Consider the following 23,851-nt stretch of genomic DNA (forward strand, 5'->3'; position numbering starts at 1 on the left):
CGCCGGTCGTGCCGTGGAAGAGAGGCGGCTGCCAATAAAGGAGCCGCTGATGTCTGTAGTCGATCGCCGTGGATTTTTCGGGCTGGCCGGGGCGGCGGCCGTCGTCGGCGCGGTGATGCCGGCGCTGGCGCAGACGCAGACAGGCGGCCTCACGTCGATGACGGCCGGTGCGAAGGCGATCAGTGCCGAGGAGCGGCAGGCGCGGATCGCCAAGGCGCAGCGGCTGATGCGCGACCAGGGGCTGTCGGCGCTGCTGATCGAGCCCGGAGCAAGCCTCGTCTATTTCACCGGGGTGCAATGGTGGCGGAGCGAGCGGCTGACCGCCGCCGTGCTGCCGGTCGAGGGCGAAATCGCCATCGTCACACCCTTCTTCGAAGAGCCGTCGGTGCGCGAGAGCCTGGGCGTCCCGGCCGAGGTGCTGACCTGGAACGAGCATGAGGACCCGCTGAAGCTGGTCGCCGGCTGGCTCGGCAAGCGCAAGCTCACCGGCCCCGTCGGCATCGAGGAAACGGTGCGCCATTTCGCCATCGACGGGCTCCAGAAGGCGATGCCCGGCGTGGAGATTCGTTCCGGCGCGCAGGTCGTGCGCGGCTGCCGGATGGTCAAGTCGCCCGCCGAGATCGCACTGATGAAGCTGGCGAACGACGTCACCGTCGCCGCCTATCGCCACACCCATTCCCGCATCGAGCGCGGCATGACGCCATCGGACATCGGGGCGATCATGAACGAGGCGACGACGGCGCTGGGCGGCAACCCCGGCTTCGCGCTCGTACTACTCGGCGAAGCGAGCGCCTATCCGCACGGCTCCGGCCAGCCCCAGGAGGTGCGCGAAGGGGAGGTCGTGCTGATGGATTGCGGCTGCGACGTCCACGGCTATCAGTCCGACATATCGCGCACCTTCGTCTTCGGCGAGCCGACCCAGCGCCAGCGCGAGGTCTGGGACCAGATGCACAAAGGCCAGCAGATCGCCTTCGAGGCGGCCAAGCTCGGCGCGACCTGCGGCAGCGTCGACGACGCGGTGCGCGCTTATTATGAAAGCCTCGGCTACGGCCCGGACTACAAGCTTCCCGGCTTGTCGCACCGCACCGGCCACGGCATCGGTCTCGACGGCCACGAGCCGGTCAACCTGGTCCGCGGCGAGACGACGAAGCTGGCGCCCGGCATGTGCTTCTCGAACGAGCCCGGCCTCTACATTCCAGGCCAGTTCGGCATTCGCCTCGAGGACTGTTTCTACATGACCGACGCGGGGCCGAAATATTTCTCCGAACCGCCGCCGTCGCTGGACAAGCCGTTCGGCTGACTTCGTCCCATCGCCTGCCGTACAAATCGGGGCTTGACGCCGCCCGCCGCTTTCGTGAGTTTAAGGGCATGACCCATCGTGCACCCTTTTCGACCGCTGCCGCCGCTTCGGCGGGCGCGGTGTCGTGCGGGGGTCATTCGCAGGCTTGGCTCTGGTGGCGGAATTGCGATTCCGTGGCGGCACGCCTGCATCGATGGTGATGGTGACTCTCTAAGTCCCTCTTTTCACCCGATCAGCCCGCCGCCCGGCGGGCTTTTTTATTGCGCTTCCACCAGGAACCATCGCCATGTTCATGAACAACAATCTCGCCGAATTCGTCGCCCCCGAAGTCGCCCGGGAGGATGCGGTCGAGGCCGCGCTCGGGCGGCTCTACGCCGGGGATTCCTTGAGCCGAGAAGCGACCGAGCGCCTCTTCACCGAGCTGGTCGGAGGTCGGCTTTCGGAGCCCGCCATCGCCGCCATGCTCGTCGCGCTCCGCCTCAAGGGCGAGACCACCGACGAGCTGATCGGCGCCGCCCGGGCGCTTCGCGCGGCCGACGAACCCTTCGAGCGGCCCGATTATCTCTTCGCCGATACCTGCGGGACGGGCGGAGACGGATCGGGTTCGATCAACGTCTCGACCGCCGCGGCCTTCGTCGCGGCGGCGGCGGGGCTGCCGGTCGCGAAGCACGGCAATCGCTCGGTCACCTCGCGCTGCGGATCCGCCGACGTGCTGGAGCATCTGGGCGCGAAGCTCGACGTGCCGGCGGCGGTGTCGCGGCGAGTACTGGACGAGACCGGCGTCTGCTTCCTGTTCGCGCCGCGCTACCATCCGGGTCTGCGTCATGCCGGACCCGTCCGCCGGGCGCTGAAGGTCAGGACGATCATGAACGCGCTCGGTCCCTGCGTGAACCCGGCCGAGCCCCCGGTGCAGCTCCTCGGCGTTGCCGATCCGCGCCTCATCGAGCCGGTGGCGCTCACCCTGGCGGCGCTCGGCGTCGAGCGGGCGCTGGTCGTGCACGGCGCCGGCCTCGACGAAATCGCTCTTCATGGCGAGACGCATGCGCTGCGCCTGACGGGTGGCCGGCTCGAGCCGATGATCATTGTCCCTGAGGAGGTAGGGCTGGCGAGGGCGCCCGTGAGGACGCTCGAGGGCAGCGGTCCGGAGGAGAATGCCGAGCGGCTGAAGAGGCTGCTCATGGGCCAGGGCCACGCCGCCGAGGCCGATGTCGTGGCGCTCAACGCGGGTGCTCTGCTGATGACGGCGGGCCTCGCGGAAAGTCTGAAGGCGGCGGTCGATCTCGCCCGTGAGACCCTGGCCTCGGGTGCCCCTTACAAGCGGCTCACCGCCTTTGTGGAGGCGACGCATGGTTGACGTGCTTGGCGAGATCGTCGCCCGCAAGCGGATCGACGTGACGGAAAGGCTGCGGGACATCGGCCTCGATGCGCTTCGCGGGCAGGCCAGGCCGACGCGGCGGAGCTTGCGCACGGCGCTGGCGCGGGCAGGCGGTCGCTTCATCATGGAGGTGAAGCGCGGCTCTCCGTCCCAGGGCCTGCTCCGCGCGGGCGTCGATCCGGCGGCGCAGGCGCGGGCCTATGGCGGCGCCGCGGACGCGATCAGCGTGCTGACGGACGGCCCCTATTTCGGCGGTTCCTTTGCCGATCTCCGGGCCGTCCGTCAGGTCTTCGACGGTCCTATCCTCGCCAAGGACTTCGTCGTCGATCCGCGCCAGGTGCCCGAAGCGCGGATGCACGGCGCCGATGCGGTGCTGGTCATGCTGTCGGTCCTCTCCGACGCGCAGGCCGCCTGCGTGATGGATGAGGCGCGCCGGCTCGGCATGGACGCGCTGGTCGAGGCGCATGACGAAGCGGAGATGCGGCGCGCGGTCCGGATCGGCGCGCCGATCATCGGTATCAACAACCGCGATCTGAGGACGCTGTCGGTGGACCTTCGCGTCACCGAGCGGCTCGCCGGCCTGGTGCCTGCCGACCGGCTGGTCGTCGCGGAGTCCGGAATCCAGGGCAGGAGCGACGTCGAGCGCCTCTCCCGCCACGCCGACGCCTTCCTCGTCGGCTCGTCTCTGATGCGAGCCGGCGACCCGAGGGGGGCGGCGCGGGCGCTCGCCTTCGGCCGCGTGAAGGTCTGCGGCCTCACCGATCCCCACGATGTCGAGACGGCGGCGGAGTGCGGCGCGGCTTATGCGGGTCTCATCATGGTGCCGCATACGCCGCGGGCAGTGACGCCCGCTCAGGCGGGGAAGATCGCCGAAACGGCGGCGGGGCAGGATCTGCCGCTGGTCGGAGTCTTCCGCGACGAAGCGGTTCCGAAGGTCGTCGACCTCGCTCGCGAGCTCCGGCTGCACGCCGTCCAACTCCACGGGATGGAGAGCGCCGACTACATCAGCGACTTGAAGCTCCGGCTTCCGGAGCGGTGCGAAATCTGGGCGGCGGGAGCGGTCGGAGCGCGCGTCCCGGCGGCGCGGCCCGGTGCCGACCGAACCTTGTTCGACACGCTGGTCGGCGGCCGCTCGGGCGGAACCGGGCGCACCTTCGACTGGCAGCGGATCAGGCGGAGACCAGACTTGGACCGGGCAATCCTCGCCGGCGGCCTCAACCCCTCCAACGCCCGCCGAGCCTCGCGCGTCGGCGCCTTCGCGCTCGACGTCGGTTCGGGGGTCGAGATGGCGCCGGGCCGCAAGGACGCGGGCAAGCTCCACGCCTTCTTCCAGGCGCTGCGGCCGGCCAAGCGCGGGGAGGCGCTGCCATGCTGACCGTTCCCCGTCATTCCCGCGAAAGCGGGAATCCCGCTTCTTCCTTCCTGCACCCCGTAAGGCAGCGGGATCCCCGCTTTCGCGGGGATGACGATAGGAGGTCGCTGTCATGCTGATGCGCGGGCGCTTCGGCGAATATGGCGGCGCTTATGTGCCGGAGATACTGATGCCGGCGCTGGAGGAACTGGAGACAGCCTTCCTGACAGCGCGCGAGGATGCAGGCTTCCAGGCCGAGCTCGACGATCTCCTGGTCAAATATGCGGGGCGGCCGACGCCGCTGACGCTGTGCCGCAACCTCGGCTCCGACAAGGTCCGCATCTATCTCAAGCGCGAGGACCTGCTCCACGGCGGCGCGCACAAGACCAACCAGGTGCTGGGCCAGGCCCTGCTCGCCAGGCGGATGGGCAAGACGAGGCTCATCGCGGAGACGGGCGCGGGCCAGCACGGCGTCGCGACCGCCATCGTCGGGGCGCTCTTCGGTCTCACGACGCGCATCTACATGGGTGCGCAGGATGTCGAGCGGCAGAAGCTCAACGTCTTTCGAATGCGCCTGATGGGCGCGGAGGTCGTGCCGGTCGAGAGCGGCAGCCGTGGCCTCAAGGACGCGGTGAACGAGGCGCTGAGAGATTGGACGGCGACCTTCGGCGACACCCATTACCTCCTCGGCACCGTCGCCGGGCCGCATCCCTTTCCGCTGATGGTGCGGGAGTTCCAGCGCGTGATCGGCGCGGAGGCGCGGGCGCAGATAGTGGAAGAGGAAGGGCGGCTGCCGGATGCGGTGATCGCCTGCGTCGGCGGCGGCTCCAATGCGATGGGCCTGTTCGCGGATTTCATCGACGATCCGTCGGTCCGACTGATCGGGGTCGAGGCGGCGGGCAAGGGCCTCGACGGCGCCGAGCATGGCGCCACGCTGCTGCGCGGCCGGCCGGGCGTTCTGCATGGCGCCGAAACCTATGTGCTGCAGGATGCGGACGGGCAGATATCCGACAGCTGGTCGGTCTCGGCCGGCCTCGATTATCCGGCGGTGGGGCCGGAGCACGCCCATCTGAAGGATAGCGGCCGCGCGGAATATGTCGGCGCGGCCGACCGCGAGGCGCTGGATGCCTTCGCCCTGCTCGCGCGATCGGAAGGGATCGTCTGCGCCTTCGAATCGGCCCACGCGCTGGCGCACGCGCTGAAGATGGCGGAAGGGGCGAGGGAGGAGATGGTGCTGGTCGTCAATCTCTCCGGGCGCGGCGACAAGGATATGGAGCAGGCGCAGCGATTGATCGGGCTCGAAGCATGAGCGGCCGTTACGAAGCGATGTTCGAACGACTCCGGGCGCGGGGCGAGGGCGCCTTCGGGGCCTTCGTCATGCTGGGCGATCCGGACCTTCAGGCAAGCGCGGCCATTCTCGATGCGCTCGTCGAGGCCGGCGTTGACATGCTCGAGGTCGGCATACCCTTTTCCGATCCCGTGGCGGACGGTCCCACGATCCAGGCGGCGGCCGACCGGGCCCTGCGCCTGGGCGTCACCCCGGCCGACTGCTTCGATCTTCTCGGGGCGTTCCGCACACGCCATCGACATGTCCCGGTCGGCATCCTCACCTACGCCAATATCGTGCTCGCCCGGGGCCGCGACGCTTTCTATGCGGCGGCGGCACAGGCGGGCGTGGACAGCGTGCTGGTGGCGGACGTTCCCGTCTTCGAAGCCGAACCCTATGTCGATACGGCGCAGCGGCATGGCGTAGCGCCGGTGCTGATCGCCGCGCCGAACACGCCAGCGGCGACGCTGGAGCGGATCGCGCGCCTGGGCAGCGGCTACACTTATTGCGTCGCCCGGCCAGGCGTCACGGGGACCGAAGCCGAGATGGCACTGGACCATGACGCCCTGTTCGAAGGCCTGGCGCGTCATGGCGCGCCGCCGCCCGTCCTGGGCTTCGGCATCTCAACGCCGGCTCATGTCCGCTCGGCGCTCGCCGCCGGCGCGGCAGGGGTGATCTCCGGGTCTGCGATCGTGAAGATCGTGGCCAACGAGCGTGACCCGGTCCCGGCGCTCAAAGCCTTTGTCGCCGCGATGAAACAGTCTGCGGCGGCGCAGCCCGCTTGAGGGGCTAGCCGGCCGCGGCGCGCGGCTCGGTCGCATCCGGGGGCGGCGGCAGCTTGGCCTTCTCGGCCGCCACGATCAGCTTCGGCGCACTCGCCGCCGCGCCTTCGCGGCGGGCGAAGCGGCCTTCGATGCGGGCGCCAGGCTCGATGCTCAGCACCTCATAGGCGACGTCGCCGGTGATTCGCGCCGTCGGGCCGAGGGTGAGGCGCTGGGCCGTCACCGTGCCGTCGACCAGCCCGGCGAGCCGGGCCTCATCGGTCACGATGTTGCCGGCGATGGTTCCGGTCTCGCCCTGGCTCAGGGTCGAGCAGCGCACATCGCCTTCGATCTTGCCGTCGACATGGAGGCGGGCCTCGGTGACGATGTCGCCGTTCACCACCACTTCGGCGCCGATGAAGGACAAGCCGCCGCCATTCTTGCCCGACTTGCCCGCGGCGCGAGCGCGAGCCTTCTTTTCCTTGGCAAACATGTTCCGGCGCCTCCCCTCGCCTGAAGATGGAGTCCATCTATCACCAAAAGCCTAAGCCACGGCAAGCACGGGGGAACCGCAGGTGGCTGGAACGGAGGGATGCCGTAGCGGCGGGGACACATGGCGAAACGTAATGGGGGCTGGTGTCGCCACCAGCCCCCACTGTCCCTTGCTTGATCGGCTGCGCCCGAAGGCGGAGCCTTTCTCGCTTGGGGCGTATCGAGTTTCCGTCGAAGCTGACTTCGAATGGATTCTCGATCAACAGAGCCATCATCGGGAGGATTCCAGCTCTGCCTGGCTTTAGAAGACTGCCGCTTCACTTCCGTCGAAAGCTTGCGCTTTCGGATCGTCGGTGTCGCGCCGGCTTCTTCCGGCCATCGCCTGTGTGTCGCAATGGATGTCCTCTCGGATGTCCTGCTTCACATCGGCTTTGTGGTCGGGAGGGTTCTTCCGTCTCCGGTCGATCGTTCCGACCACACAGGTAAAATCTCACCTGTTCCCGAGTCGCACCAAGCGAAATCGACCTGTGGATAAATTGGATATCGGGGATAAATCTGGACGGCGGAATCGCGTCGGGCGAGCCGTGCCGCCGGCCGCTTAATTGCCCGGAAGGCGGCGGGCAAATGAAAATGGGCCGCCTCGAAAGACGGCCCATCCATCCTCTGCTCTCCCGGAGAGGGAGATTAGAGCGTCAGTTACTGCTGCTGGCGGCCGCGGTCGCTGCTGCCGCCCTGCTGCCGCTGGCGATCGCTCTGCTGCTGTTGCTGCTGCTGGCGATCCTGCCTGCCTTGCTGACGCTGTTTATTCTTGTCCTGACCTGGCATCAGTGCCTCCTCCGTTCAAGTTCCCCCAAGGGGGTGGGAACGGAAGAAAAACGCGAGGAGCGAAGGCACGGTTCCCCCCGTCCATCGCGCAGTAGCGGCACCCCGACGTCCGCTCGCCGTCTCCGCTCAGGGCTTTGCGGCGCCGTTCCGGGCCTTGCCGGCGAGGAGCTCGTCGCGCAGCGCCTTGCCCATCGCGCCCGCCGCCGCCTTGGCCGCGGCCTTGGCACGGCCAGCCTTCGCGGCCGCGGCCGCGTCCTTGACTTCCTCGCCCAATTCCCGGGCGGCGTCGCGAAGCTTCCTGTCGCCGGTCAGCGCGGCGGCGGCGGCGAGCAGGCCGGCGGCGACGACGTCGCTGATCACCGGATGCTCGACGGCGAGCTTCAGCGCCTTGTTGCCGGCCTTGCGGGCCTGCTTCGGGATCTTCACGCCGCCGATCTTCTTGGGGATCTTCGGCTTCTTCGATTTCTTGGCCATGAATCGCTCCACTGTCTTAGATGGATAATACACAGCCGATGCGCTCGCGCTAGTCCTTCTTTGGCTGGAGCCGTTCGAGGAGGCTGACGGCGAATTCAGACAGCGTGTCGTCGCGCGCGCCCATGACGACGATACGGTCGCCGGGCCGGGCGAGGGACAGGAGGCGTTCGGCGGCGGTCGGGCGGTCGCCGACATATTCCGCCGTGCGGCCGGTGGCGAGCACTCCGGCGACGATGTCCTCGCTGCCGACGGAGCGTTCGACGGTGCCGCCGAAATAGGCCGGGTCCGGCATCAGCAGCACGTCCTCGGCGGCGAGATTATGCGCGAAGCCGTCGATCAGCTCCCGTCCCATCTTCTGGAGCGGTCCATAGCCGTGCGGCTGGAAGAAGATGAGCAGCCGGCCCGGAAAGGCGTGGAGCGTCTTGAGGGTCGCGGCGATCTTGTCGGGGTTGTGGCCGAAATCGTCGATGACGGTGACGCCGTGGCGCGTGCCGACGATGTCGAAGCGGCGGCGAAGGCCGGTGAAGCCGGAAAGCGCCGCCGCGGCCGGGCCGAGGTCGAGGCCGAGGGCGCGCACCGCGGCGAGGGCGGCGAGGGCATTCTCGGCATTGTGGCGGCCGGGGACGGCGAGGCGCACCGGAACGGTCTCGCCGGTTCGCCGCTCCGTCACGTCGAAGCTGATGGCGAGCGGCTCCTCGCGGACGTTGCTGCCGAGGAGATCGGCATCCGCCTCCTCGAAGGCCACCGTGATGACCTTTTCGGCGGGAAGAAGGGCGGCGAGCAGGCGGGTCTCGTCATCATCCAGGTTGAGCACCGCGGACTCGGCCTTGCCGACGAAGTCGCGGAACAGGGTGCGGAGCTCGTCGAGCGACTTGTGGTCGAGGGTGATGTTGTTGAGGACGGCGATGCGCGGCTCGTAGAGCGCGATCGAGCCGTCGCTCTCGTCCACCTCGCTGACGAAGATGTCGCCGCCGCCGACGAGCGCGCTGGCGAAGGGGGTCTCCGGCGTCACGAAATTCTTCATGACCGCGCCGTTCATCACCGTCGGCGCCTTGCCGAGGCTGTGGAGAATCCAGCCGATCATCCCCGTCGTCGTCGATTTGCCGCTGGTGCCGCCGACGGCGATGCCGCTCGGGGCCGCATTGAACAGGCGGGCGAGGAGCTGCGGTCGGGTGATATGCTCGGCGCCGAGGCGGCGGGCGGCCTGCACGTCCGGCACCGTCTCCTCGACGGCGGCGGAGGTGACCAGCAGCTGGTCCGCGCGGGTAAGGCCGCTGCCATCCTGCGGGAAGAGCGCGATGCCGTGGTCCTTCAGGAAGTCGAACTTCGGCGCGAGCCGTCCCTGGTCGAGCGCCCGGTCGGAGCCGGCGACCTCGTGGCCCTGCGCGCGGACGATGCAGGCGAGGGGGAGCATGCCGCTCCCGCCGATGCCGCAGAAGAAATAGGGTTTGGCCTCGTTCATGCGCCAGCCCTATTGGGAAGCGTCGGGCATTTCAAACGAAGAGGAGCGGGGATGCGGATCGGAGTGGTGGCGCCCAGCACGCCGATCGAACGGACGGTCGCGGATCGGGTGACGGCGCTGGCGGAGGAGGCCGGCGCGGAAGTCCATTTCCACCCGCAATGCTTCCTCGTCCACAAGCATTTCGCCGGCGAGGACCGTGTCCGGGCGGACGCGTTCGTCGAGGTCGCGAACGATCCGGGCTTCGACGCGCTCTGGTTCGCGCGCGGCGGCTATGGCTCCTGCCGGATCGCCGAGGATGTGTTGGCGCGGCTCGGCATCACCGCACGGGAGAAGGCCTATCTCGGCTACAGCGACGCGGGCTATCTGCTGGCGGGCCTCTACCACGCAGGCTTCGATCAGATCGCGCACGGGCCGATGCCGCAGGACGTGAAGCGCGACGGAGGTGAAGCCGCCGTGCTGCGCGCCCTTTCCTGGCTGGTCGATCGTTCTGTAGATGCGCTGGAGCCGAGCGTCGCCGAGGATGCGCGCCACGCCGCCTTCAATATCACCGTGTTCAGCCAGCTGCTCGGGACGCCGCTTCAGCCCGACCTCACGGATCATGTGCTGATGCTGGAGGAAGTCTCCGAGCACACCTATCGCACCGACCGATCGATGTTCCACATCAGCAGCAACCCGGCGGTGCGGCGGGTCGCCGGCATTCGTCTCGGCCGCTGCAGCCTGGTGCCGGAGAACGATCCCGACTTCGGCGAGAGCGAGGAGGAGGTGGTCCGCCATTGGTGCGAACGGTCCGGCATCCCCTGGCTGGGGGTTGCCGACATCGGCCATGACGCGGACAACAAGGTCGTTCCCTTTGGATAAATTGCCCGGTAACCCTTGTCGGCCATTGCAAAGGACGCGGGTTTGCGCTCTATCAGGAGCAAATCACAAGGAGGGCGTAATGCTGGAACCGAAGAAAAGTGGGAATAATGCGTTGGCGCGGCCGATGAAGCCGTCCCCCGAGCTCGCGGCCATCACCGGCTCGGGCAACATCGCGCGCAGCGACGTCGTCAGCAAGATGTGGGATTATATCAAGAAGAACAACCTGCAGAACCCGCAGAACAAGCGGGAAATCATGGCCGACGCCAAGCTGAAGCCGATTTTCGGCGGCAAGGACAAGGTGTCGATGTTCGAGATGAACAAGCATCTGTCGAACCACCTCAGCCAGCCCTGATCTAAACGGTCACCCGTCTAAGCGGGGGACAAGGAAGGCGGGTCGCCCTGTGAGGCGGCTCGCCTTTTTCATGAGCGACGAGTCCGCGTCATTGCGAGGAGCGAAGCGACGAAGCAATCCAGTTGAGCCAGCCTGGATTGCTTCGCTGCGCTCGCAATGACGAAAACGGACTTAGCTGCACGCCCGCCAGCCCATCTCGCCGCGCGCCGCCTGGTCGAGATGTAGATGATCGCGATGGGCGGCGTTGTAGTCGGGCGAAAGAACGGTGGCGAACAGGTCGCAGGCGCCGTCGCGCACGTCGTCCAGAAAGGCGGACTTGGGCCCGCCGTCGTCCCAATCTCTCAGCACCGAGATCCGGGTGCCGTCCTCCAGGCTGAAACCGGCGATATCGATGGCGTCGGCGGTGGCGTGCTCGCTCCACCGGCCTTTGTCGCGCCCGTAGAGGCGGCGGCAGCTGTAACTTCCCAGATGGTCGATGGTGGCGACCGTCTGCCCGAAATGATCGAGCGCGGCGGGCTGGACGACGTGCCATTCCCATAGCGCCAAGGCGGCGGCGACGGGGCAGCTCGTGCCGAGGCCGGCGGGGCGGTACTCGATTTCGAGGGCGCCGCCGGTGAGGCGTACCGCATCGCCATAGCCGCATTGGGCGTCCGTTCGGCGGGGCGGAAGCGCGGTGAATTCGATTCCGGCACGGTCCAGAAGAGTGCGGCATTGTTCGGCATCATCGCCGAGCCCCGCCAGCTTGCGGCCGGTGAAGGCGCCGACCGGCTGGCTGAGGTCGAGCGGAGTCCAGGGGAGGTCCTCGGGGTGATTGCGGGCCCAGCCGTAGAAAAGCATTCCGGCAAAGGCGAGCAGGCCGAGAACAAGCAGCGTCTTGAGGATACGGAGCGGGCGCATGCCAAGCGCGACGCATGAACGGCGGCCGGGGTTGCGTCGCTCAGGTTCGCCGGGCGGTTTCCAGCCGTTCCGCCGTCACCGGATAGCCCGCGTCGTCGGGGATGCAGAGCCACTGCTCGCCGCCGCGCTGCTCGATCCAGGGGACGATGGTTTCGACCGGATGGCGGATGGCGTCGGCGCGGGCTTCGACGATGTCGGCGAAGCGGGCAAGGCGTTCGAGGTTGCGCCGCGTCGGAAAGATGATGCGGGCGCGGCCGCTGTCCGCCTCCGCCAGCACTTCCTGGGCGCTCGCCCACAGGGTCCGCGTGGCCTCGGCTTCGGCCGCCGTGGCGTGCGCGCCCCGGGGCGCCTCGGCGACGAAGAAGAGCGCGTCGAAGCGCCGCGTCTCGCGAAAGGTGGGGCACCAGCGGGCGAACGGCGTCAGCGCTTCCAGGTCCAGGCGGAGCGAGTGGCGCTCCAGCAGCTCGGCGAAGGGTGCGCCGGCCTCCAGCGCATGCCTGATCTCGGCCGCCAGCTCGGCGTCGGGCAGGGGATCGAGCGCAGGGGCGATTCCGGTTTCCTCGATCGTCTCGCGGATGGCGGCGATGCGCGCGGCGGCGTGGTCGATGCCGCCGCCGACGGCCGCGGCCAGTTCATGGTCCTCGGGGTCGATCCGCCCACCGGGAAACACCAGGGCGCCGGCGGCGAAGGCCATGCTCTGCACCCGCTCCATCATCAGCAGCTCGGGCGGCCCGGCTTCCGCCGGACGCAACAGGATGAGGGTCGATGCCGGGATGGCTTCGGGAAGATCGCTCATGCCGACCCGCCAGCCGAAGCCAGGAAATGGAGGCAGAAAAATGTCATGATCACCGCCCGAGCATCGTCTCCGGGCGCACGACGGCGTCGAACCGCTCTTCGCTGATCAGCTTCAGCTCCAGGCCGGCCTCCTTCAGCGTCAGGCCATGCTCATGGGCGTATTTGGCGATCTTGGCGGCATCGTCGTAGCCGATCTCCGGCGTCAGGGCGGTGACGAGCATCAAGGAGCGATTGACCAACTCGGAGATGCGCCGCTCGTCCGGCTTGATGCCGTCGAGGCAGCGTTCGGTGAAGCTCTCCATCCCCACCGACAGAAGCTCGATCGAGCGCAGCACATTGGCGCCGATCAGCGGCTTGAAGACGTTGAGCTCGAGATGGCCCTGCAGGCCGCCAATGGTGACGGCGACATGATTGCCCATCACCTGGGCGGCGACCATGGTCAGCATCTCCGCCTGGGTGGGATTGACCTTGCCGGGCATGATCGAGCTGCCCGGCTCATTCTCCGGCAGCTTCAGCTCCCCGAGGCCGCAGCGCGGGCCCGAGCCCATGAGGCGGATGTCGTTGGCGATCTTGGTGAGCGACACGGCGATGACGTTGAGCACGCCCGAAAGCTCGACTAGCGTGTCATGGCTTGCCAGCGCTTCGAACTTGTTGGGCGCGGTCTCGAAGGGAAGCTGCGTCAGCTTCGCCATCTCGGCGGCGAATTCCTTGGCAAAACCCTCCGGCGCGTTGAGGCCGGTGCCGACGGCCGTGCCGCCCTGCGCCAGCCGGTGCAGGCGCGGCAACACCGCTTCGACCCGCGCGATGCCGTCGCTGAGCTGCGCGACGTAGCCTGAAAATTCCTGGCCGAGCGTCAGCGGCGTCGCGTCCTGGAGGTGGGTGCGGCCGATCTTGATGAGAGCGTCCCATGCCTTCGCCTGGGCGGCAAGCCGATCGTGCATCCTGCGCAAGGCGGGCAGCAGCCGTCGGTGGGTCGCGCGCGCGGCGGCGACGTGCATGGCGGTGGGAAAGCTGTCGTTCGATGACTGGCTGCGGTTCACATGATCGTTGGGGTGGACCGGGCTCTTGCCGCCGCGCTGGCCGGTGAGCATCTCGTTGGCTCGGCCGGCGATCACTTCATTGGCGTTCATGTTGGATTGCGTGCCGGACCCGGTCTGCCAGATGACGAGCGGGAACTGGTCGTCGAGCGCGCCGGCCGCTACCTCGCCGGCCGCTTGCTGGATGGCTTCCGCCAGCTCCGCGTCGAGAATGCCGATGCGGGCGTTCACCCGCGCCGCCGCCTGCTTCACCAGACCGAGGGCGTGGACGATTTCCGCCGGCATCGCCTCGCGCAGGCCGAAAGGGAAATTGTCGATCGAGCGCTGCGTCTGCGCGCCCCAATAGGTGTCTGCGGGGACCTCGACAGGGCCGAAGCTGTCGGTCTCGGTGCGGGTCGTGGACGTCATTCCTGCCCCTCCTCGTCATGCTGAACCCGGTCCAGCATACATTTGTCGGCGCTCGAATGGGTGATCGGCTGAACCCCGACGCAAGTCCAGGGTGACGCCATGGGAGGCGTCACTTCTTCCGGCTGAAATCCACCGAGACGACGTTCGATCCGTCTTCCGCCGGCTCCTGGCCGGGGTGATCGTTCTCCGCTTGCTCATGCTCCTGAGCCCCTGCCTCCTCGGCCTGGGCGTGGAACTGAAGGGCAAAATTGACCGCCGGATCGACGAAGCCGGTGATGGCGGAGAAGGGAATGACAAGCTTGGCGGGCGCCTGGTTGAAGCTGAGGCCGACCTCGAAGCCGTCGTCGCGAACCTTGAGGTCCCAGAAACGGTTCTGGATGACGATCGTCATCTCGTCGGGAAAGCGTTCGGTGAGGTGCTTCGGAATCTCGACGCCGGCGGCGCCGGTCTTGAAGGTGATGTAGAAATGATGACCGCCGGGCAGGGCGCCGGTCGCCTCCACTTCGCCGAGCACGCGGCCGACCACGGCGCGCAGCGCCTCCTGGACGATTTCGTCATAGGGAATCAGGCTGTCGGGCGTCTCGTCACTCATGCGGCGACTCGTAACGCCGGCCGCGAGCCGGTCAAGCGCGTTGCGCGAGGCCCGGCTCAAAGGTTATCCCGGCGCGACGGAGGAAACCATGCCGATCGACCCGACCCGCCCCTATGACGAAAACAACATCTTCGCCCGCATCCTGAGGGGCGAGCTGCCATGCTCCAAGGTCTATGAGGATGAGCATGTGCTTGCGTTCAACGACATCAATCCGCTCTCGCCGACCCACATCTTGGTGATTCCCAAGGGCGCCTATGTCTCGTGGGACGATTTTTCCGAGTGCGGGTCGGCTGAGGAGATCGCGGCGCTGGTTCGGGCCGTGGGGAAGATCGCGCGGGAGGCGGGGCTGGTCGAGCGCGGGTATCGCCTGCTCGCCAATGTCGGCCTCGAAAGCGGCCAGGAGGTTCCGCACCTCCACGTCCATATCTTCGCCGGCAAGCCCTTGGGGCCCATGCTGGCACGCTAAGCGGCGGATTTCGCGATTATCTCTATTGCGCCTCGCCGATTAGCCTTTAGGTTCCGCCCCAAAATGGAAGCCAACGGGCTCGACCGGACCGGTATAGTTTCAAGGGGAAGAACATGATCTTTGGGCGCGTCAAGCCACTAGACGCCATTCTCGCGACTGCCGAGAAGAAATCGCTGCACCGCTCGCTCGGTCCCGTTCAGCTGACCTTGCTCGGCGTTGGAGCGATCATCGGCACCGGCATCTTCGTGCTGACCGCGTCAGCGGCGCAATATGCCGGGCCGGGCATGATGGTCAGCTTCATCATCGCCGGCTTCGTCTGCGCGGTCGCGGCCCTGTGCTACTCCGAGCTGTCGTCGATGGTGCCGGTGTCCGGCTCCGCCTACACCTATACCTACGCCGTCATGGGCGAACTCCTCGCCTGGATGGTCGGCTGGGCGCTGATCCTCGAATATGCCGTCGCCGCCTCGGCGGTGTCGGTCGGCTGGTCGGGTTATTTCGTCGGTCTGCTCGACAGCTCGCTCGGCATCGTCATCCCGTCCGACTTCGCCAATGGTCCGGATGCGGGCGGCATCGTCAACATCCCGGCCCTCGTCATTGCCCTTCTGGTCACCTGGCTGCTGCTGATCGGCACGCGCGAGAGCGCCGCCGTCAACGCCGTGCTGGTCGCCATCAAGGTGGTGGCGCTCACCGCCTTCATCGCCCTGTCGTTCCCGATGCTCGACGGCGCCAAGTTTGATCCCTTCATGCCGACGGGTGTCGGCGGCGTGCTCACCGGCGCGGCGGTGATCTTCTTCGCCTATGTCGGCTTCGACGCGGTCTCGACCGCGGCGGAGGAAACCAAGAATCCGCAACGGAACGTGCCCATCGGCCTCATCGGCTCGCTCGGGATCTGCACCATCTTCTACCTGCTGGTCGCGGCCGGCGCGATCGGCGCCTATGGCGCGCAGCCGGTGCAGAGCCTCAGCGGCGAGTTCTTGATCTCGGGCAGCCCCGAGCTTGCTGAGCGTTGCAAGGCGATCATCGCCTCGGGCGCCGGCGAGCCGCTTGCCTGCTCGAACGAGGCGCTGGCCCATGTGCTCCGGGCGATCGGCTTTGAGTGGTTCGGCAACCTGATCGGTCTCGCCGCCTTCCTGGCGCTGCCGTCCGTCATCCTCATCATGCTGTTCGGCCAGACCCGCATCTTCTTCGTCATGTCGCGCGACGGGCTGCTTCCGGAGAAGCTGTCGGCCGTGCACCCGAAGTGGAAGACGCCCTATATCGTTACCATGATCACCGGCGTGTTCGTCGCCATCGCCGCGGCCTTCTTCCCGGTCGGACGCTTGGCGGAGGTGTCCAACTCGGGCACGCTCTTCGCCTTCTTCATGGTCTCGATCGCGGTGCTGATGCTGCGCAAGATCGATCCGGCCCGCCACCGCCCGTTCAGGACGCCGGCCGTGTGGATCATCGCGCCGCTCTCCGTGGTCGGCTGCGTCGGCCTCTATCTGTCGCTGCCGCTCGAGGCGATGCTTGTGCTGCCGATCTGGGGCGGCATCGGTCTCGTCGTCTACTTCCTCTACGGCCACCGGCGGAGCAACATCGCGCGCGGCATCATCGACGTCCACGAGGACGACGTCGACGCGCCGCCGCAGCCCGTCCCGCCGATGCCGGATGCGCACACGCCCGGCTACAAGGACGCGTAAAAAGGAAAGGGAGGCTTCGGCCTCCCTTTTTGCTGAGCCTCAAAGGGGAGCGCGATCATGATCTTCGGCCGCGTGAAGCCGCTCGACGCAATCCTCGAGACCGCGGCGAAGAAGGGTCTGCATCGCTCGCTAGGCGCCGTGCAGCTGACCCTGCTTGGCATCGGCTGCATCATCGGCACCGGCATCTTCGTGCTGACGTCGGTGGGTGCGCAGAAGGCGGGGCCGGGCCTCATCCTCGCCTTCGTGATCGCCGGCGCCGTCTGCATCATTGCCGCGCTCTGCTATGCCGAGATCGCGTCGATGATCCCGGTGGCGGGCTCCGCCTATACCTACAGCTATTCGGTGCTCGGCGAATTTCTCGCCTGGACCGTCGGTTGGGCCCTTGTGCTCGAATATGCGGTCGGTGCCTCGGCGGTGTCGGTCGGCTGGTCCAACTACTTCACCAACACCGTGCTTGAAGCATCGTTGGGAATAGATCTGCCCAGCTGGCTTCGGGCCGGGCCTCTGTTCCTCGGCGGAGAGCCGGGCGGGCTCGTCAACCTGCCGGCGGCGTTCATCGCCCTGCTGATGACCGTGCTGCTGGTGATCGGCACCAGCGAGAGCGCCCGCGTCAACGCGGCGCTGGTGGCCATCAAGATAACGGCCCTTATCGCCTTCGTGGCTCTTACCCTTCCTCGGATGGACGCCGCCAATTTCAGCCCATTCATGCCGGGCGGCGTCTTCGGCGGCTTCGGCTCGGGCGTCGGGGTGCTCGGCGCGGCGGCGACCATGTTCTTCGCCTATCTCGGCTTCGACGCCGTCTCGACGGCGGCGGAAGAGACCAAAAACCCCCAGCGCAACGTCCCGATCGGCCTCATCGGCAGCCTCGGCGTCTGCACCATCTTCTACATGCTGGTATCGGCGGGCGCGATCGGCACGATCGGCGGCGATCCGATCACGGCCGGCGGCGCGCCGCTGTCCACCGGATCGCCGGAGCTTGCCCGGCAATGCGCTCGGCCCGAATATGCGGAGGCCCTGGTCTGCTCGGCCGAGCCATTGGCCCATATGCTTCGGATCATCGGCTTCGGCACGGTCGGCAACCTGATCGGCTATGCGGCCTTCATCGCCCTGCCGTCCGTCGTCCTGATCCTGATCTTCGGCCTCACCCGGATCTGCTTCGTCATGGCGCGCGACGGTCTGCTGCCCGAGCGGCTGTCGAAGGTGCATCCGAAATGGCGGACGCCGCATAGGATCACTATGATCATGGGCACCCTCATCGCTCTGCTGGCGGCCCTGTTCCCGGTCGGGCAGCTTGCCGACATCGCCAACGCCGGGACGCTTTACGCCTTCCTGATGGTCGCGGTGGCGGTGTGGATGCTCCGCAAGCGCGATCCGCTGCGGCCGCGCCCGTTCAGGGTACCGGCCTTGTGGCTGGTGGCGCCGCTGACCGTCGTCGGCTGCCTCTTCCTGTTCCTGAACCTGCCGGTCGAGGCGCTGCTGGGGCTGCCGATCTGGACCGGGATCGGGCTCGCCGTCTACTTCCTCTACGGGCGGCGCCGGAGCCATCTCGGACGCGGTCTCGTCGAGGTCCATGAGCCGGAAATCCACGACATCGAACCGAGCATCCCCGGCGTCGACGAACGCGACCTGCTCGATCCGCCGCGCCGCCCGCCGGGACTGTAGCCCTGCAGCATCCCGGCGCTCCAGCCCAGCCCCCCTGCGCCATAGCCTAGCGTCATCCCGGCGGAAGCCGGGATCCAAGAATATGCGGGATGGAGCTGAACGATCAGCCGGTTGTAGAACTAATAATATGGTGTTCTTGGATCCCGGCTTTCGTCGGGATGACTCTCTATCTCAGCTTTTCCGCGACCAGCGCCTTGAGGTCAGCCTCCGGCCGCGCGCCATAATGGGAGATCACTTCGGCGGCCGCGATCGCGCCCATGCGGAGGCTTTCCTCCAGGGTCCGTTCCTGGGCTTGTCCGGCGAGGAAGCCCGCCGCGAAGAGATCGCCGGCGCCGGTGGTGTCGACAACCTTTGCGATCGGCTCGGCCGGCACCGATACTCGCTCCCGTCCACGCAGGGCCACGGCGCCCTTCTCGCTGCGCGTGACGACGAGCGTTTCGACGCGAGGGGCCGTGGCGGCCACGGCGGCGCCGAAATCGGCTTCGCCCGACAGCGCCTTGATCTCTTCCTCGTTGGCGAAGAGGATGTCGATCTTGCCGCTGTCGATCAGCTGGTTGAAGCCGTCCTTGTGTCGGGCGATGCAGAAGCTGTCGGACAGGGTGAAGGCAACCTTGCGCCGGGCATTGCGGGCGATGTCGATCGCCTTGATCATCGCCCAGCGCGGCTCCTCCGGATCCCAGAGATAGCCTTCGAGGTAGAGGATGGCGGCGCCTTCGATCTGGTCGGCGTCGAGCGCGGTGGCCGGCAGGTGCTGCGACGCGCCGAGGAAGGTGTTCATCGTGCGCTGCGCATCCGGGGTGACCAGGATCAGGCAACGCGCCGTCGGCACGCCGCCGCGTGAAACCGGCGTGGTGAAGGTGACGCCAAGGCCGGTAATGTCGTGCCGGAAGATTTCGCCCAGCTGATCGCCGGCCACCTGGCCGATGAAGCCTGCGCGCAGCCCGAGCGCGGCCAGCCCCGCCACCGTGTTGGCCGCCGATCCGCCGCTCGTCTCCCGCGCCTGTCCCATCCGGCCGTAGAGCCGCGCCGCCTCGTCGGCGTCGATCAGGCGCATCGAGCCCTTGGCGAGCCCCTCCGCCTCCAGGAAGGCGTCGTCGGTGGTGGCGATCACGTCGACGATGGCGTTGCCGATGGCGAGGACGTCGAGGCGGGTGTCTGTCACGGGGGACGGTTCCTTTGGAATGAAGAAGCGCGATGCCTAGCCGCCGTAGGGAAGGCGATCAACCGCCGGTTGACGCTCGCCGCCGGCTGGGCGAATCAGACGGCATGTTCGCCGCCCTGCCGCTCGCCCTTGCCCAGTTCGGTGATCCCCGCATCCGCCGCGTCCTCCTGAAGTCGCTGCTGCTCACCCTGGCGCTGTTCGGGCTCGCCGGGGGGCTGCTCGCTTGGCTCCTAATCGGCTCCAATCCCTGCGGCATCGGACCGCTCGACTATCGCTGCGAAATCGGCACGGCCACCGGCGCGGCGGCCTCAGTCGTTCTCGGCGTGCTCGGGCTCTGGTTCCTGTTCCCGGCCATCGCCATCGGCGTCATCGGCCTGTTCGCGGACGAAGTGGTCGAGGCGGTGGAGGCGCGCCATTATCCCGCCGCCGCGGCAAGCGGCCGCAACCCTTCGATCGGACGCTCGCTTAGCCTCGGCTTGCGCTCGGCTGGGCGGCTGATCCTCTGGAACCTGCTTGCGCTGCCCTTCTACCTTCTGCTGATGGTGACCGGCATTGGTCCCTTCATCCTCTTCTTCGTCATCAACGCCATCGCCCTTGGCCGCGACCTCGGCGAGATGGTGGCGGTGCGGCATCTGGAGGGGGACGCGCTGCGCCGCTGGCTGTCCCGCAGCCGCTTCAGGCGCCTGCTGCTCGGCCTCGGGGCGGCGGTCCTGTTCGCCATCCCGTTCGTCAATCTTCTGGCGCCCGTGCTAGGCGCGGCCGTCGCCACCCACCTCTATCATTCGGAGACAGCATGACATTCTCGATCAGGCGCCGGAGCGCTGTCCTCGGCCTGGCGCTTCTTGCCGCCGGCTGCACGGCGGTTCCGAAAGCGGGAGGAGGAGGAGGAGATGTGGGCCAGCCGGCGCCGCCGACCTTCAGCACGGCCGGCCTGGAAAACGTGATGGGCAAGACCGCCCATATATTGGAAGCGCAGTTCGGCGAGCCGGACCTCGACATCCGCGAAGGCGCGGCGCGCAAGCTCCAGTTCGCGAGCCAGGTCTGCGTGCTCGACGCCTATCTCTATCCGCCGGAGCGGGGCGAGGAGCCGGTGGTGCGCTATGTCGACGCCCGCCTACCCGACGGCCGCGATGTGGATCGGGCGAGCTGCGCCGCGGCCCTCACCCGTCGGCAAGAGGCGCGTTAGCGGGAGTTTGGGAGGGCGCTAACGACCGTTTGTGAGCTTCCCAACCGCCCATTGCGCCGCTTCGGCCACGACCGGGTCGGGATCGTCCACCAGTCGCTCGAGCGGTTCAACCAGGGCCGCGCTGCCACTGTTGCCGGCCGCGATCGCGGCGTTGCGCACCATGCGGTTTCGACCGATGCGCTTGATCGGCGATCCCGCGAACACCTTCCGGAAATCCGCATCGTCGAGCGCCAGCAGGTCGGCCAGCGAGGGCGCGACCAGCTCCGCGCGCGGCACGAACGCCTGGTGCCGCCGCGCCGTGTCGGCGAAGCGGTTCCAGGGACAGACGGCGAGGCAGTCGTCGCAGCCATAGATGCGGTTTCCCATGGCCTCACGCAACTCGTGCGGGATCGGCCCCTTATGTTCGATGGTGAGGTAGGAGATGCAGCGCCGCGCATCGAGCCGGAACGGCGCGGGGAAGGCATTGGTGGGGCAGGCCTCCAGGCAGCGTCGGCAGCTTCCGCAGCGCTGTTCATGGACGCTGTCCGGTTCCAACTCCAGCTCCAATGTCGTGTAGATGGCGCCGAGGAACAGCCAGCTGCCATGCGTGCGGCTGACGAGGTTGGTGTGCTTGCCTTGCCAGCCGAGCCCCGCCGCCTCCGCCAGCGGCTTCTCCATGACCGGCGCCGTGTCGACGAACACCTTGAGCTCGCACCCCGCCTCGGCCACCAGCCATCGCGCCAGGGCCTTCAGCGCTTTCTTGACCGTGTCGTGATAGTCCGCGCCCTGCGCGTAGACGGAGATGCGGCCGACCTCCCCCTCGTCCGCCAGCGCCAGCGGGTCCGTCGCGGGCGCGTAGCTCATGCCGAGCGCGATTACCGATTTCACCTCCGGCCAGAGCCCCGCGGGCGATCCGCGTCGTTCGGCGGTGGTTTCCATCCACAGCATGTCGCCATGGGCGCCGGAATCGAGCCACTGCCGCAGGCGCTTGGCGGTCCTCGGCGTAGCGTCCGCCCGCGCGACGCCGAAGGCGGAGAAGCCGAGCGCCCTCGCTTCCGCCTCCAGCCGTGCTCGCAATGATGCCGCGCCGTCCATGGGGCCTGCCGCTAGCATATTGAATGCAAAGGGGGATGCCAAAATCGACGGAAGGCGAAGGGGCTTGCGGCCTTAGGCCGGCGGGGCGGGCCCCACCTGCTCCCACAGCTCGATCTTGATCCCGTCGCAGTCGAGGATCCAGGCGAACTTGCCATATTCCTCCACCTGCGTCCCCAGCACTTCGACGCCCTTCGCCTCGAGCTCGTCGAGGAAGGCGTCGAGATCGTCGACGCGCAGATTGACCATGAAGGGGGCCTCGCTCGGTTCGAAATAGTCGGTGGAGGCCTTGAAGGGGGACAGCAGGCTGTAGGCTTCGGCGCCGCCCGCTTTCCACGGGAACATCGCGCCCCATTCGCCGCCTATGCCCAGCATCTCCTCATACCAGCGCCGGGTCGCGGCCGGATCGGCGACCTTGTAGAAGACGCCGCCCAGCCCCGTCACCTTCGCCATGCCGGCCTCCCTTGTCGGTCAGTCTCCCTTATGCGCCGCGCGCGCCGCTTCCGCCAGCGCCTGCATGGCGAGACGGTAGGGGCCCGGACCGTGGCTGATCCGCGCGACCCCGAGCTGGGCAAGGCGGCGAGCGGGCGGGGTCGTCGGCATGGCCATGACGTTCACCGGCAGCGGCGACTTGGAGCAGACCGTGCCGATCAGGTCTTCGTCTGCCAGCCCAGGCACGAACAGGCCGCTCGCACCCGCCTCGCCATAGGCGCTTGCGCGATCCAGCGCCGCCTTGACGAGGCCGCCATGCTCCTCGGGCTTGGCCTTCAGGAACAGGTCGGTGCGGGCGTTGATGAAGAAGGGGATGCCCCCCTCGTCGGCGATCCGCCGCACCGCCTGGAGCCGCTCGCACTGATCGTCGATCTTGTATAGGCCCTCGCCGCCGACCACCTGATCCTCCAGGTTGCATCCGACGGCCCCGGCCGCGACCGCCCGTTTCGCCGTCGCCGCCACGTCGGCGGGCGCCGGACCGTAGCCGCCCTCGAGGTCGATGGTGACGGGCAGGTCGACCGCGCCGATGATCCGCTCGAGATTCGCTATCGCAAGGTCCAGCGGCAGCGCTTCGCCGTCCGCGAAGCCGAACGCCGCCGCGACCGACCAGCTCCCCGTCGCGATCGCCTTGGCCCCCGCCTCGGATACCACCTTGGCGCTCCCCGCGTCCCAGGCATTGAACAGGATCAGCGGCTCCCCCGGCTTGTGCAGCGAAGCGAAGGTAAACGCCTTGTCCTTTTGCATGTTCGTCCCACCCCTTCTTGTAATCGAAAGCGCGAAACTAGCGCACAAGAAGGGGCGGCGTCTTCCCGAAACCTGCGATCAAGCCTAGCGCGTCACCGGTCGGGACGAGAGGATGCGGCCCGCGCTGTCGGTGACGACCTCGAGCAATCCGCCGCTGCTGTCCCGCACCTGGCGAACCGTCTCGCCGGCGCCGTTCACCGTCCGCGACACTTCGGTCAGGCCGGCGCGGGCAAGATCCAGCACCTGGCCGTTCTGGAGGAGGTTGTTGGCCACTCCGCCGACCGTGCCGACGGCATTGTTGGCCACGCCGCCGACGGTGTCGACGGTGTTGTCGACGGTCGAGAGCAATTGCGTGACGAGCTGCGGATTGTTGTCGAGCGTTTGCAGCGTTCGTTCGATGATCGCGCGAACGTTGTCGAGCCGGACGATCAGCGTCGCCTGAGCCTGCACCCCTTTGATGGTCAGCTTCACATTGTCGATGCTGGCATTGGCGCCGGCGGTGAGCTTCAGGAGGTTGGCGAGCCGTGCGTCGAGCGCGATGTCGACCTGCAGGTTGTTCACCTCGAGCGCGATTTCCTCGACCGACAGGTTCGGCACGTCGAGCAGCACATCGGGCTGATCGCTGCCCGCCATCGCCTGCTGCGCGAGCGGCGAAGGCTGCTGCGGCTGCGATTGTCTGTCTCGGTTCGATTGGGCGGTGGCGGGCGAGGCGAGGGCGAACATGGCGGCAACAGCCGCCGTTGAAGCAAGCAACGAGCGCATTATTTTCTCCCTGTTACGCCTGCACAACGTTAGTTCGGCGAGGGAGTTTCGTCCTCCTCTTTCGTGTCCCCACCTTCGCTGGAGGGATCGGCGATCCGGGCCTCGGCATCCACCGTCACATGAACGTCGCGAAGGGTGCGGGCGCCGTCCGCTTCCGGCGCCTCGACCTTCACTTGGCTTCCCCCGTCGGGGCTGGCGGACATCGTCAGTTCCGCCTCACCTTTTTTCTCGATTCGGACGGACCGGGCATCCACGGTTGCGCGGAGCCCTATGTCGGGCTGGGCCGCGGATGCCTGGAGCAGGAGCAGCAGGAGCATCGGC

At 67.6% G+C, this 23,851-nt stretch carries 26 protein-coding genes; 12 read left to right on the forward strand and 14 right to left on the reverse strand.

Annotated features, from left to right (window positions below; genetic code table 11):
* The first annotated feature begins 49 nt into the window (after positions 1-49).
* From DF286_RS09805 to trpA, 5 genes are all read left to right on the forward strand, one after another.
* On the forward strand, positions 50-1,300 hold the full coding sequence (locus DF286_RS09805; protein ID WP_109271261.1) for a M24 family metallopeptidase: 1,251 nt from the start codon (positions 50-52) through the stop codon (positions 1,298-1,300).
* A gap of 286 nt (positions 1,301-1,586) precedes the next feature.
* On the forward strand, positions 1,587-2,654 hold the full coding sequence (trpD, locus tag DF286_RS09810; protein WP_207790023.1) for an anthranilate phosphoribosyltransferase: 1,068 nt from the start codon (positions 1,587-1,589) through the stop codon (positions 2,652-2,654).
* Entirely contained in the window at positions 2,647-4,050 is a 1,404-nt protein-coding gene (gene trpCF / locus DF286_RS09815) for a bifunctional indole-3-glycerol-phosphate synthase TrpC/phosphoribosylanthranilate isomerase TrpF (RefSeq protein ID WP_109271262.1), read from the forward strand. Before trpD ends, trpCF begins: the two co-directional genes overlap by 8 nt.
* Positions 4,051-4,159: 109 nt before the next feature.
* Positions 4,160-5,335: a tryptophan synthase subunit beta gene (gene trpB, locus DF286_RS09820; RefSeq protein WP_109271263.1), complete on the forward strand. Its 1,176-nt coding sequence runs from the start codon at positions 4,160-4,162 to the stop codon at positions 5,333-5,335.
* Positions 5,332-6,138, forward strand: a complete 807-nt coding sequence (gene trpA / locus DF286_RS09825; RefSeq protein WP_109271264.1) for a tryptophan synthase subunit alpha — start codon at positions 5,332-5,334, stop codon at positions 6,136-6,138. The genes trpB and trpA overlap by 4 nt, the downstream gene beginning before the upstream one ends.
* A gap of 4 nt (positions 6,139-6,142) precedes the next feature.
* Here trpA and DF286_RS09830 read toward each other — a convergent pair whose 3' ends face one another.
* The 4 genes from DF286_RS09830 to DF286_RS09840 all read right to left on the reverse strand — a co-directional run bounded on the left by DF286_RS09830 (position 6,143) and on the right by DF286_RS09840 (position 9,367).
* The gene (locus DF286_RS09830) at positions 6,143-6,607 is read right to left on the reverse strand and encodes a bactofilin family protein (RefSeq protein ID WP_109271265.1); all 465 of its coding nucleotides are present in this window, start codon (positions 6,605-6,607) and stop codon (positions 6,143-6,145) included.
* A 695-nt stretch (positions 6,608-7,302) separates the two neighbouring features.
* Positions 7,303-7,431: a hypothetical protein gene (locus DF286_RS15495; protein WP_279379357.1), complete on the reverse strand. Its 129-nt coding sequence runs from the start codon at positions 7,429-7,431 to the stop codon at positions 7,303-7,305.
* A gap of 126 nt (positions 7,432-7,557) precedes the next feature.
* The gene (locus DF286_RS09835) at positions 7,558-7,905 is read right to left on the reverse strand and encodes a hypothetical protein (protein ID WP_109271266.1); all 348 of its coding nucleotides are present in this window, start codon (positions 7,903-7,905) and stop codon (positions 7,558-7,560) included.
* 49 nt (positions 7,906-7,954) lie between these two features.
* Positions 7,955-9,367: a glutamate ligase domain-containing protein gene (locus DF286_RS09840; RefSeq protein WP_109271267.1), complete on the reverse strand. Its 1,413-nt coding sequence runs from the start codon at positions 9,365-9,367 to the stop codon at positions 7,955-7,957.
* A 51-nt stretch (positions 9,368-9,418) separates the two neighbouring features.
* Here DF286_RS09840 and DF286_RS09845 point away from each other — a divergent pair, with 51 nt between their 5' ends.
* Both DF286_RS09845 and DF286_RS09850 read left to right on the forward strand, forming a co-directional pair.
* Complete coding sequence (locus tag DF286_RS09845) at positions 9,419-10,225, forward strand: LD-carboxypeptidase (protein ID WP_109271268.1); 807 nt, start codon at positions 9,419-9,421, stop codon at positions 10,223-10,225.
* Between the two features lie 79 nt (positions 10,226-10,304).
* Positions 10,305-10,577: an SWIB/MDM2 domain-containing protein gene (locus DF286_RS09850; protein WP_109271269.1), complete on the forward strand. Its 273-nt coding sequence runs from the start codon at positions 10,305-10,307 to the stop codon at positions 10,575-10,577.
* 171 nt (positions 10,578-10,748) lie between these two features.
* On the opposite strand, the gene DF286_RS09855 is transcribed toward DF286_RS09850, so the two are convergent.
* The 4 genes from DF286_RS09855 to DF286_RS09870 all read right to left on the reverse strand — a co-directional run bounded on the left by DF286_RS09855 (position 10,749) and on the right by DF286_RS09870 (position 14,306).
* Positions 10,749-11,474, reverse strand: a complete 726-nt coding sequence (locus DF286_RS09855) for an extensin-like domain-containing protein (protein WP_109271270.1) — start codon at positions 11,472-11,474, stop codon at positions 10,749-10,751.
* 40 nt (positions 11,475-11,514) lie between these two features.
* On the reverse strand, positions 11,515-12,270 hold the full coding sequence (locus DF286_RS09860; protein ID WP_109271271.1) for an NUDIX hydrolase: 756 nt from the start codon (positions 12,268-12,270) through the stop codon (positions 11,515-11,517).
* 49 nt (positions 12,271-12,319) lie between these two features.
* Entirely contained in the window at positions 12,320-13,714 is a 1,395-nt protein-coding gene (gene fumC / locus DF286_RS09865; RefSeq protein WP_109271272.1) for a class II fumarate hydratase, read from the reverse strand.
* Between the two features lie 109 nt (positions 13,715-13,823).
* Positions 13,824-14,306, reverse strand: coding sequence for an SspB family protein (locus DF286_RS09870; protein ID WP_109271273.1), 483 nt, complete (start codon positions 14,304-14,306; stop codon positions 13,824-13,826).
* An 88-nt stretch (positions 14,307-14,394) separates the two neighbouring features.
* Between DF286_RS09870 and DF286_RS09875 the strand changes: the two genes are divergently transcribed.
* The 3 genes from DF286_RS09875 (at position 14,395) to DF286_RS09885 (ending at position 18,113) form a co-directional block, all read left to right on the forward strand.
* A complete protein-coding gene (locus tag DF286_RS09875) occupies positions 14,395-14,772 on the forward strand; it encodes a histidine triad nucleotide-binding protein (RefSeq protein WP_109272128.1) in 378 nt (125 codons plus the stop codon).
* A 113-nt stretch (positions 14,773-14,885) separates the two neighbouring features.
* The gene (locus DF286_RS09880) at positions 14,886-16,451 is read left to right on the forward strand and encodes an amino acid permease (protein ID WP_109271274.1); all 1,566 of its coding nucleotides are present in this window, start codon (positions 14,886-14,888) and stop codon (positions 16,449-16,451) included.
* A gap of 57 nt (positions 16,452-16,508) precedes the next feature.
* Positions 16,509-18,113, forward strand: a complete 1,605-nt coding sequence (locus DF286_RS09885; RefSeq protein ID WP_109271275.1) for an amino acid permease — start codon at positions 16,509-16,511, stop codon at positions 18,111-18,113.
* 166 nt (positions 18,114-18,279) lie between these two features.
* Here the strand turns inward: DF286_RS09885 and DF286_RS09890 are convergent, their stop codons facing one another.
* Complete coding sequence (locus DF286_RS09890; RefSeq protein ID WP_109271276.1) at positions 18,280-19,275, reverse strand: adenosine kinase; 996 nt, start codon at positions 19,273-19,275, stop codon at positions 18,280-18,282.
* A gap of 32 nt (positions 19,276-19,307) precedes the next feature.
* Between DF286_RS09890 and DF286_RS09895 the strand changes: the two genes are divergently transcribed.
* Together DF286_RS09895 and DF286_RS09900 are read left to right on the forward strand one after the other, a co-directional pair.
* A complete protein-coding gene (locus tag DF286_RS09895) occupies positions 19,308-20,072 on the forward strand; it encodes an EI24 domain-containing protein (protein WP_341533235.1) in 765 nt (254 codons plus the stop codon).
* Positions 20,069-20,461 (forward strand): hypothetical protein, encoded by a 393-nt coding sequence (locus DF286_RS09900; RefSeq protein WP_109271278.1) that lies wholly within the window; start codon positions 20,069-20,071, stop codon positions 20,459-20,461. The genes DF286_RS09895 and DF286_RS09900 overlap by 4 nt, the downstream gene beginning before the upstream one ends.
* A gap of 18 nt (positions 20,462-20,479) precedes the next feature.
* Here DF286_RS09900 and queG read toward each other — a convergent pair whose 3' ends face one another.
* The 5 genes from queG to DF286_RS09925 form a co-directional block, all read right to left on the reverse strand.
* A complete protein-coding gene (gene queG, locus DF286_RS09905; RefSeq protein WP_109271279.1) occupies positions 20,480-21,535 on the reverse strand; it encodes a tRNA epoxyqueuosine(34) reductase QueG in 1,056 nt (351 codons plus the stop codon).
* A gap of 72 nt (positions 21,536-21,607) precedes the next feature.
* Positions 21,608-21,985 carry a VOC family protein gene (locus DF286_RS09910; protein ID WP_109271280.1) on the reverse strand — a complete coding sequence of 126 codons (378 nt, stop codon included), beginning with the start codon at positions 21,983-21,985 and terminating at the stop codon, positions 21,608-21,610.
* 18 nt (positions 21,986-22,003) lie between these two features.
* Entirely contained in the window at positions 22,004-22,768 is a 765-nt protein-coding gene (locus DF286_RS09915) for an isocitrate lyase/PEP mutase family protein (protein WP_109271281.1), read from the reverse strand.
* Between the two features lie 84 nt (positions 22,769-22,852).
* Entirely contained in the window at positions 22,853-23,530 is a 678-nt protein-coding gene (locus DF286_RS09920; protein WP_109271282.1) for a thioesterase, read from the reverse strand.
* Between the two features lie 29 nt (positions 23,531-23,559).
* Complete coding sequence (locus DF286_RS09925; protein ID WP_109271283.1) at positions 23,560-23,847, reverse strand: hypothetical protein; 288 nt, start codon at positions 23,845-23,847, stop codon at positions 23,560-23,562.
* Positions 23,848-23,851 lie beyond the last annotated feature (4 nt).

Source organism: Sphingosinicella humi (assembly GCF_003129465.1).
Lineage (GTDB): Bacteria > Pseudomonadota > Alphaproteobacteria > Sphingomonadales > Sphingomonadaceae > Allosphingosinicella > Allosphingosinicella humi.

Excerpts from the sequence above, each read along its gene's own strand:
- DF286_RS09805 (WP_109271261.1), top strand. The coding sequence starts at position 50 with ATGTCTGTAGTCGATCGCCGTGGATTTTTCGGGCTGGCCGGGGCGGCG.
- trpD (WP_207790023.1), top strand. The coding sequence starts at position 1,587 with ATGTTCATGAACAACAATCTCGCCGAATTCGTCGCCCCCGAAGTCGCC.
- trpCF (WP_109271262.1), top strand. The coding sequence starts at position 2,647 with ATGGTTGACGTGCTTGGCGAGATCGTCGCCCGCAAGCGGATCGACGTG.
- trpB (WP_109271263.1), top strand. The coding sequence starts at position 4,160 with ATGCTGATGCGCGGGCGCTTCGGCGAATATGGCGGCGCTTATGTGCCG.
- trpA (WP_109271264.1), top strand. The coding sequence starts at position 5,332 with ATGAGCGGCCGTTACGAAGCGATGTTCGAACGACTCCGGGCGCGGGGC.
- DF286_RS09830 (WP_109271265.1), bottom strand. The coding sequence starts at position 6,607 with ATGTTTGCCAAGGAAAAGAAGGCTCGCGCTCGCGCCGCGGGCAAGTCG.
- DF286_RS15495 (WP_279379357.1), bottom strand. The coding sequence starts at position 7,431 with ATGCCAGGTCAGGACAAGAATAAACAGCGTCAGCAAGGCAGGCAGGAT.
- DF286_RS09835 (WP_109271266.1), bottom strand. The coding sequence starts at position 7,905 with ATGGCCAAGAAATCGAAGAAGCCGAAGATCCCCAAGAAGATCGGCGGC.
- DF286_RS09840 (WP_109271267.1), bottom strand. The coding sequence starts at position 9,367 with ATGAACGAGGCCAAACCCTATTTCTTCTGCGGCATCGGCGGGAGCGGC.
- DF286_RS09845 (WP_109271268.1), top strand. The coding sequence starts at position 9,419 with ATGCGGATCGGAGTGGTGGCGCCCAGCACGCCGATCGAACGGACGGTC.
- DF286_RS09850 (WP_109271269.1), top strand. The coding sequence starts at position 10,305 with ATGCTGGAACCGAAGAAAAGTGGGAATAATGCGTTGGCGCGGCCGATG.
- DF286_RS09855 (WP_109271270.1), bottom strand. The coding sequence starts at position 11,474 with ATGCGCCCGCTCCGTATCCTCAAGACGCTGCTTGTTCTCGGCCTGCTC.
- DF286_RS09860 (WP_109271271.1), bottom strand. The coding sequence starts at position 12,270 with ATGAGCGATCTTCCCGAAGCCATCCCGGCATCGACCCTCATCCTGTTG.
- fumC (WP_109271272.1), bottom strand. The coding sequence starts at position 13,714 with ATGACGTCCACGACCCGCACCGAGACCGACAGCTTCGGCCCTGTCGAG.
- DF286_RS09870 (WP_109271273.1), bottom strand. The coding sequence starts at position 14,306 with ATGAGTGACGAGACGCCCGACAGCCTGATTCCCTATGACGAAATCGTC.
- DF286_RS09875 (WP_109272128.1), top strand. The coding sequence starts at position 14,395 with ATGCCGATCGACCCGACCCGCCCCTATGACGAAAACAACATCTTCGCC.
- DF286_RS09880 (WP_109271274.1), top strand. The coding sequence starts at position 14,886 with ATGATCTTTGGGCGCGTCAAGCCACTAGACGCCATTCTCGCGACTGCC.
- DF286_RS09885 (WP_109271275.1), top strand. The coding sequence starts at position 16,509 with ATGATCTTCGGCCGCGTGAAGCCGCTCGACGCAATCCTCGAGACCGCG.
- DF286_RS09895 (WP_341533235.1), top strand. The coding sequence starts at position 19,308 with ATGCCTAGCCGCCGTAGGGAAGGCGATCAACCGCCGGTTGACGCTCGC.
- DF286_RS09900 (WP_109271278.1), top strand. The coding sequence starts at position 20,069 with ATGACATTCTCGATCAGGCGCCGGAGCGCTGTCCTCGGCCTGGCGCTT.
- queG (WP_109271279.1), bottom strand. The coding sequence starts at position 21,535 with ATGGACGGCGCGGCATCATTGCGAGCACGGCTGGAGGCGGAAGCGAGG.
- DF286_RS09910 (WP_109271280.1), bottom strand. The coding sequence starts at position 21,985 with ATGGCGAAGGTGACGGGGCTGGGCGGCGTCTTCTACAAGGTCGCCGAT.
- DF286_RS09915 (WP_109271281.1), bottom strand. The coding sequence starts at position 22,768 with ATGCAAAAGGACAAGGCGTTTACCTTCGCTTCGCTGCACAAGCCGGGG.
- DF286_RS09920 (WP_109271282.1), bottom strand. The coding sequence starts at position 23,530 with ATGCGCTCGTTGCTTGCTTCAACGGCGGCTGTTGCCGCCATGTTCGCC.
- DF286_RS09925 (WP_109271283.1), bottom strand. The coding sequence starts at position 23,847 with ATGCTCCTGCTGCTCCTGCTCCAGGCATCCGCGGCCCAGCCCGACATA.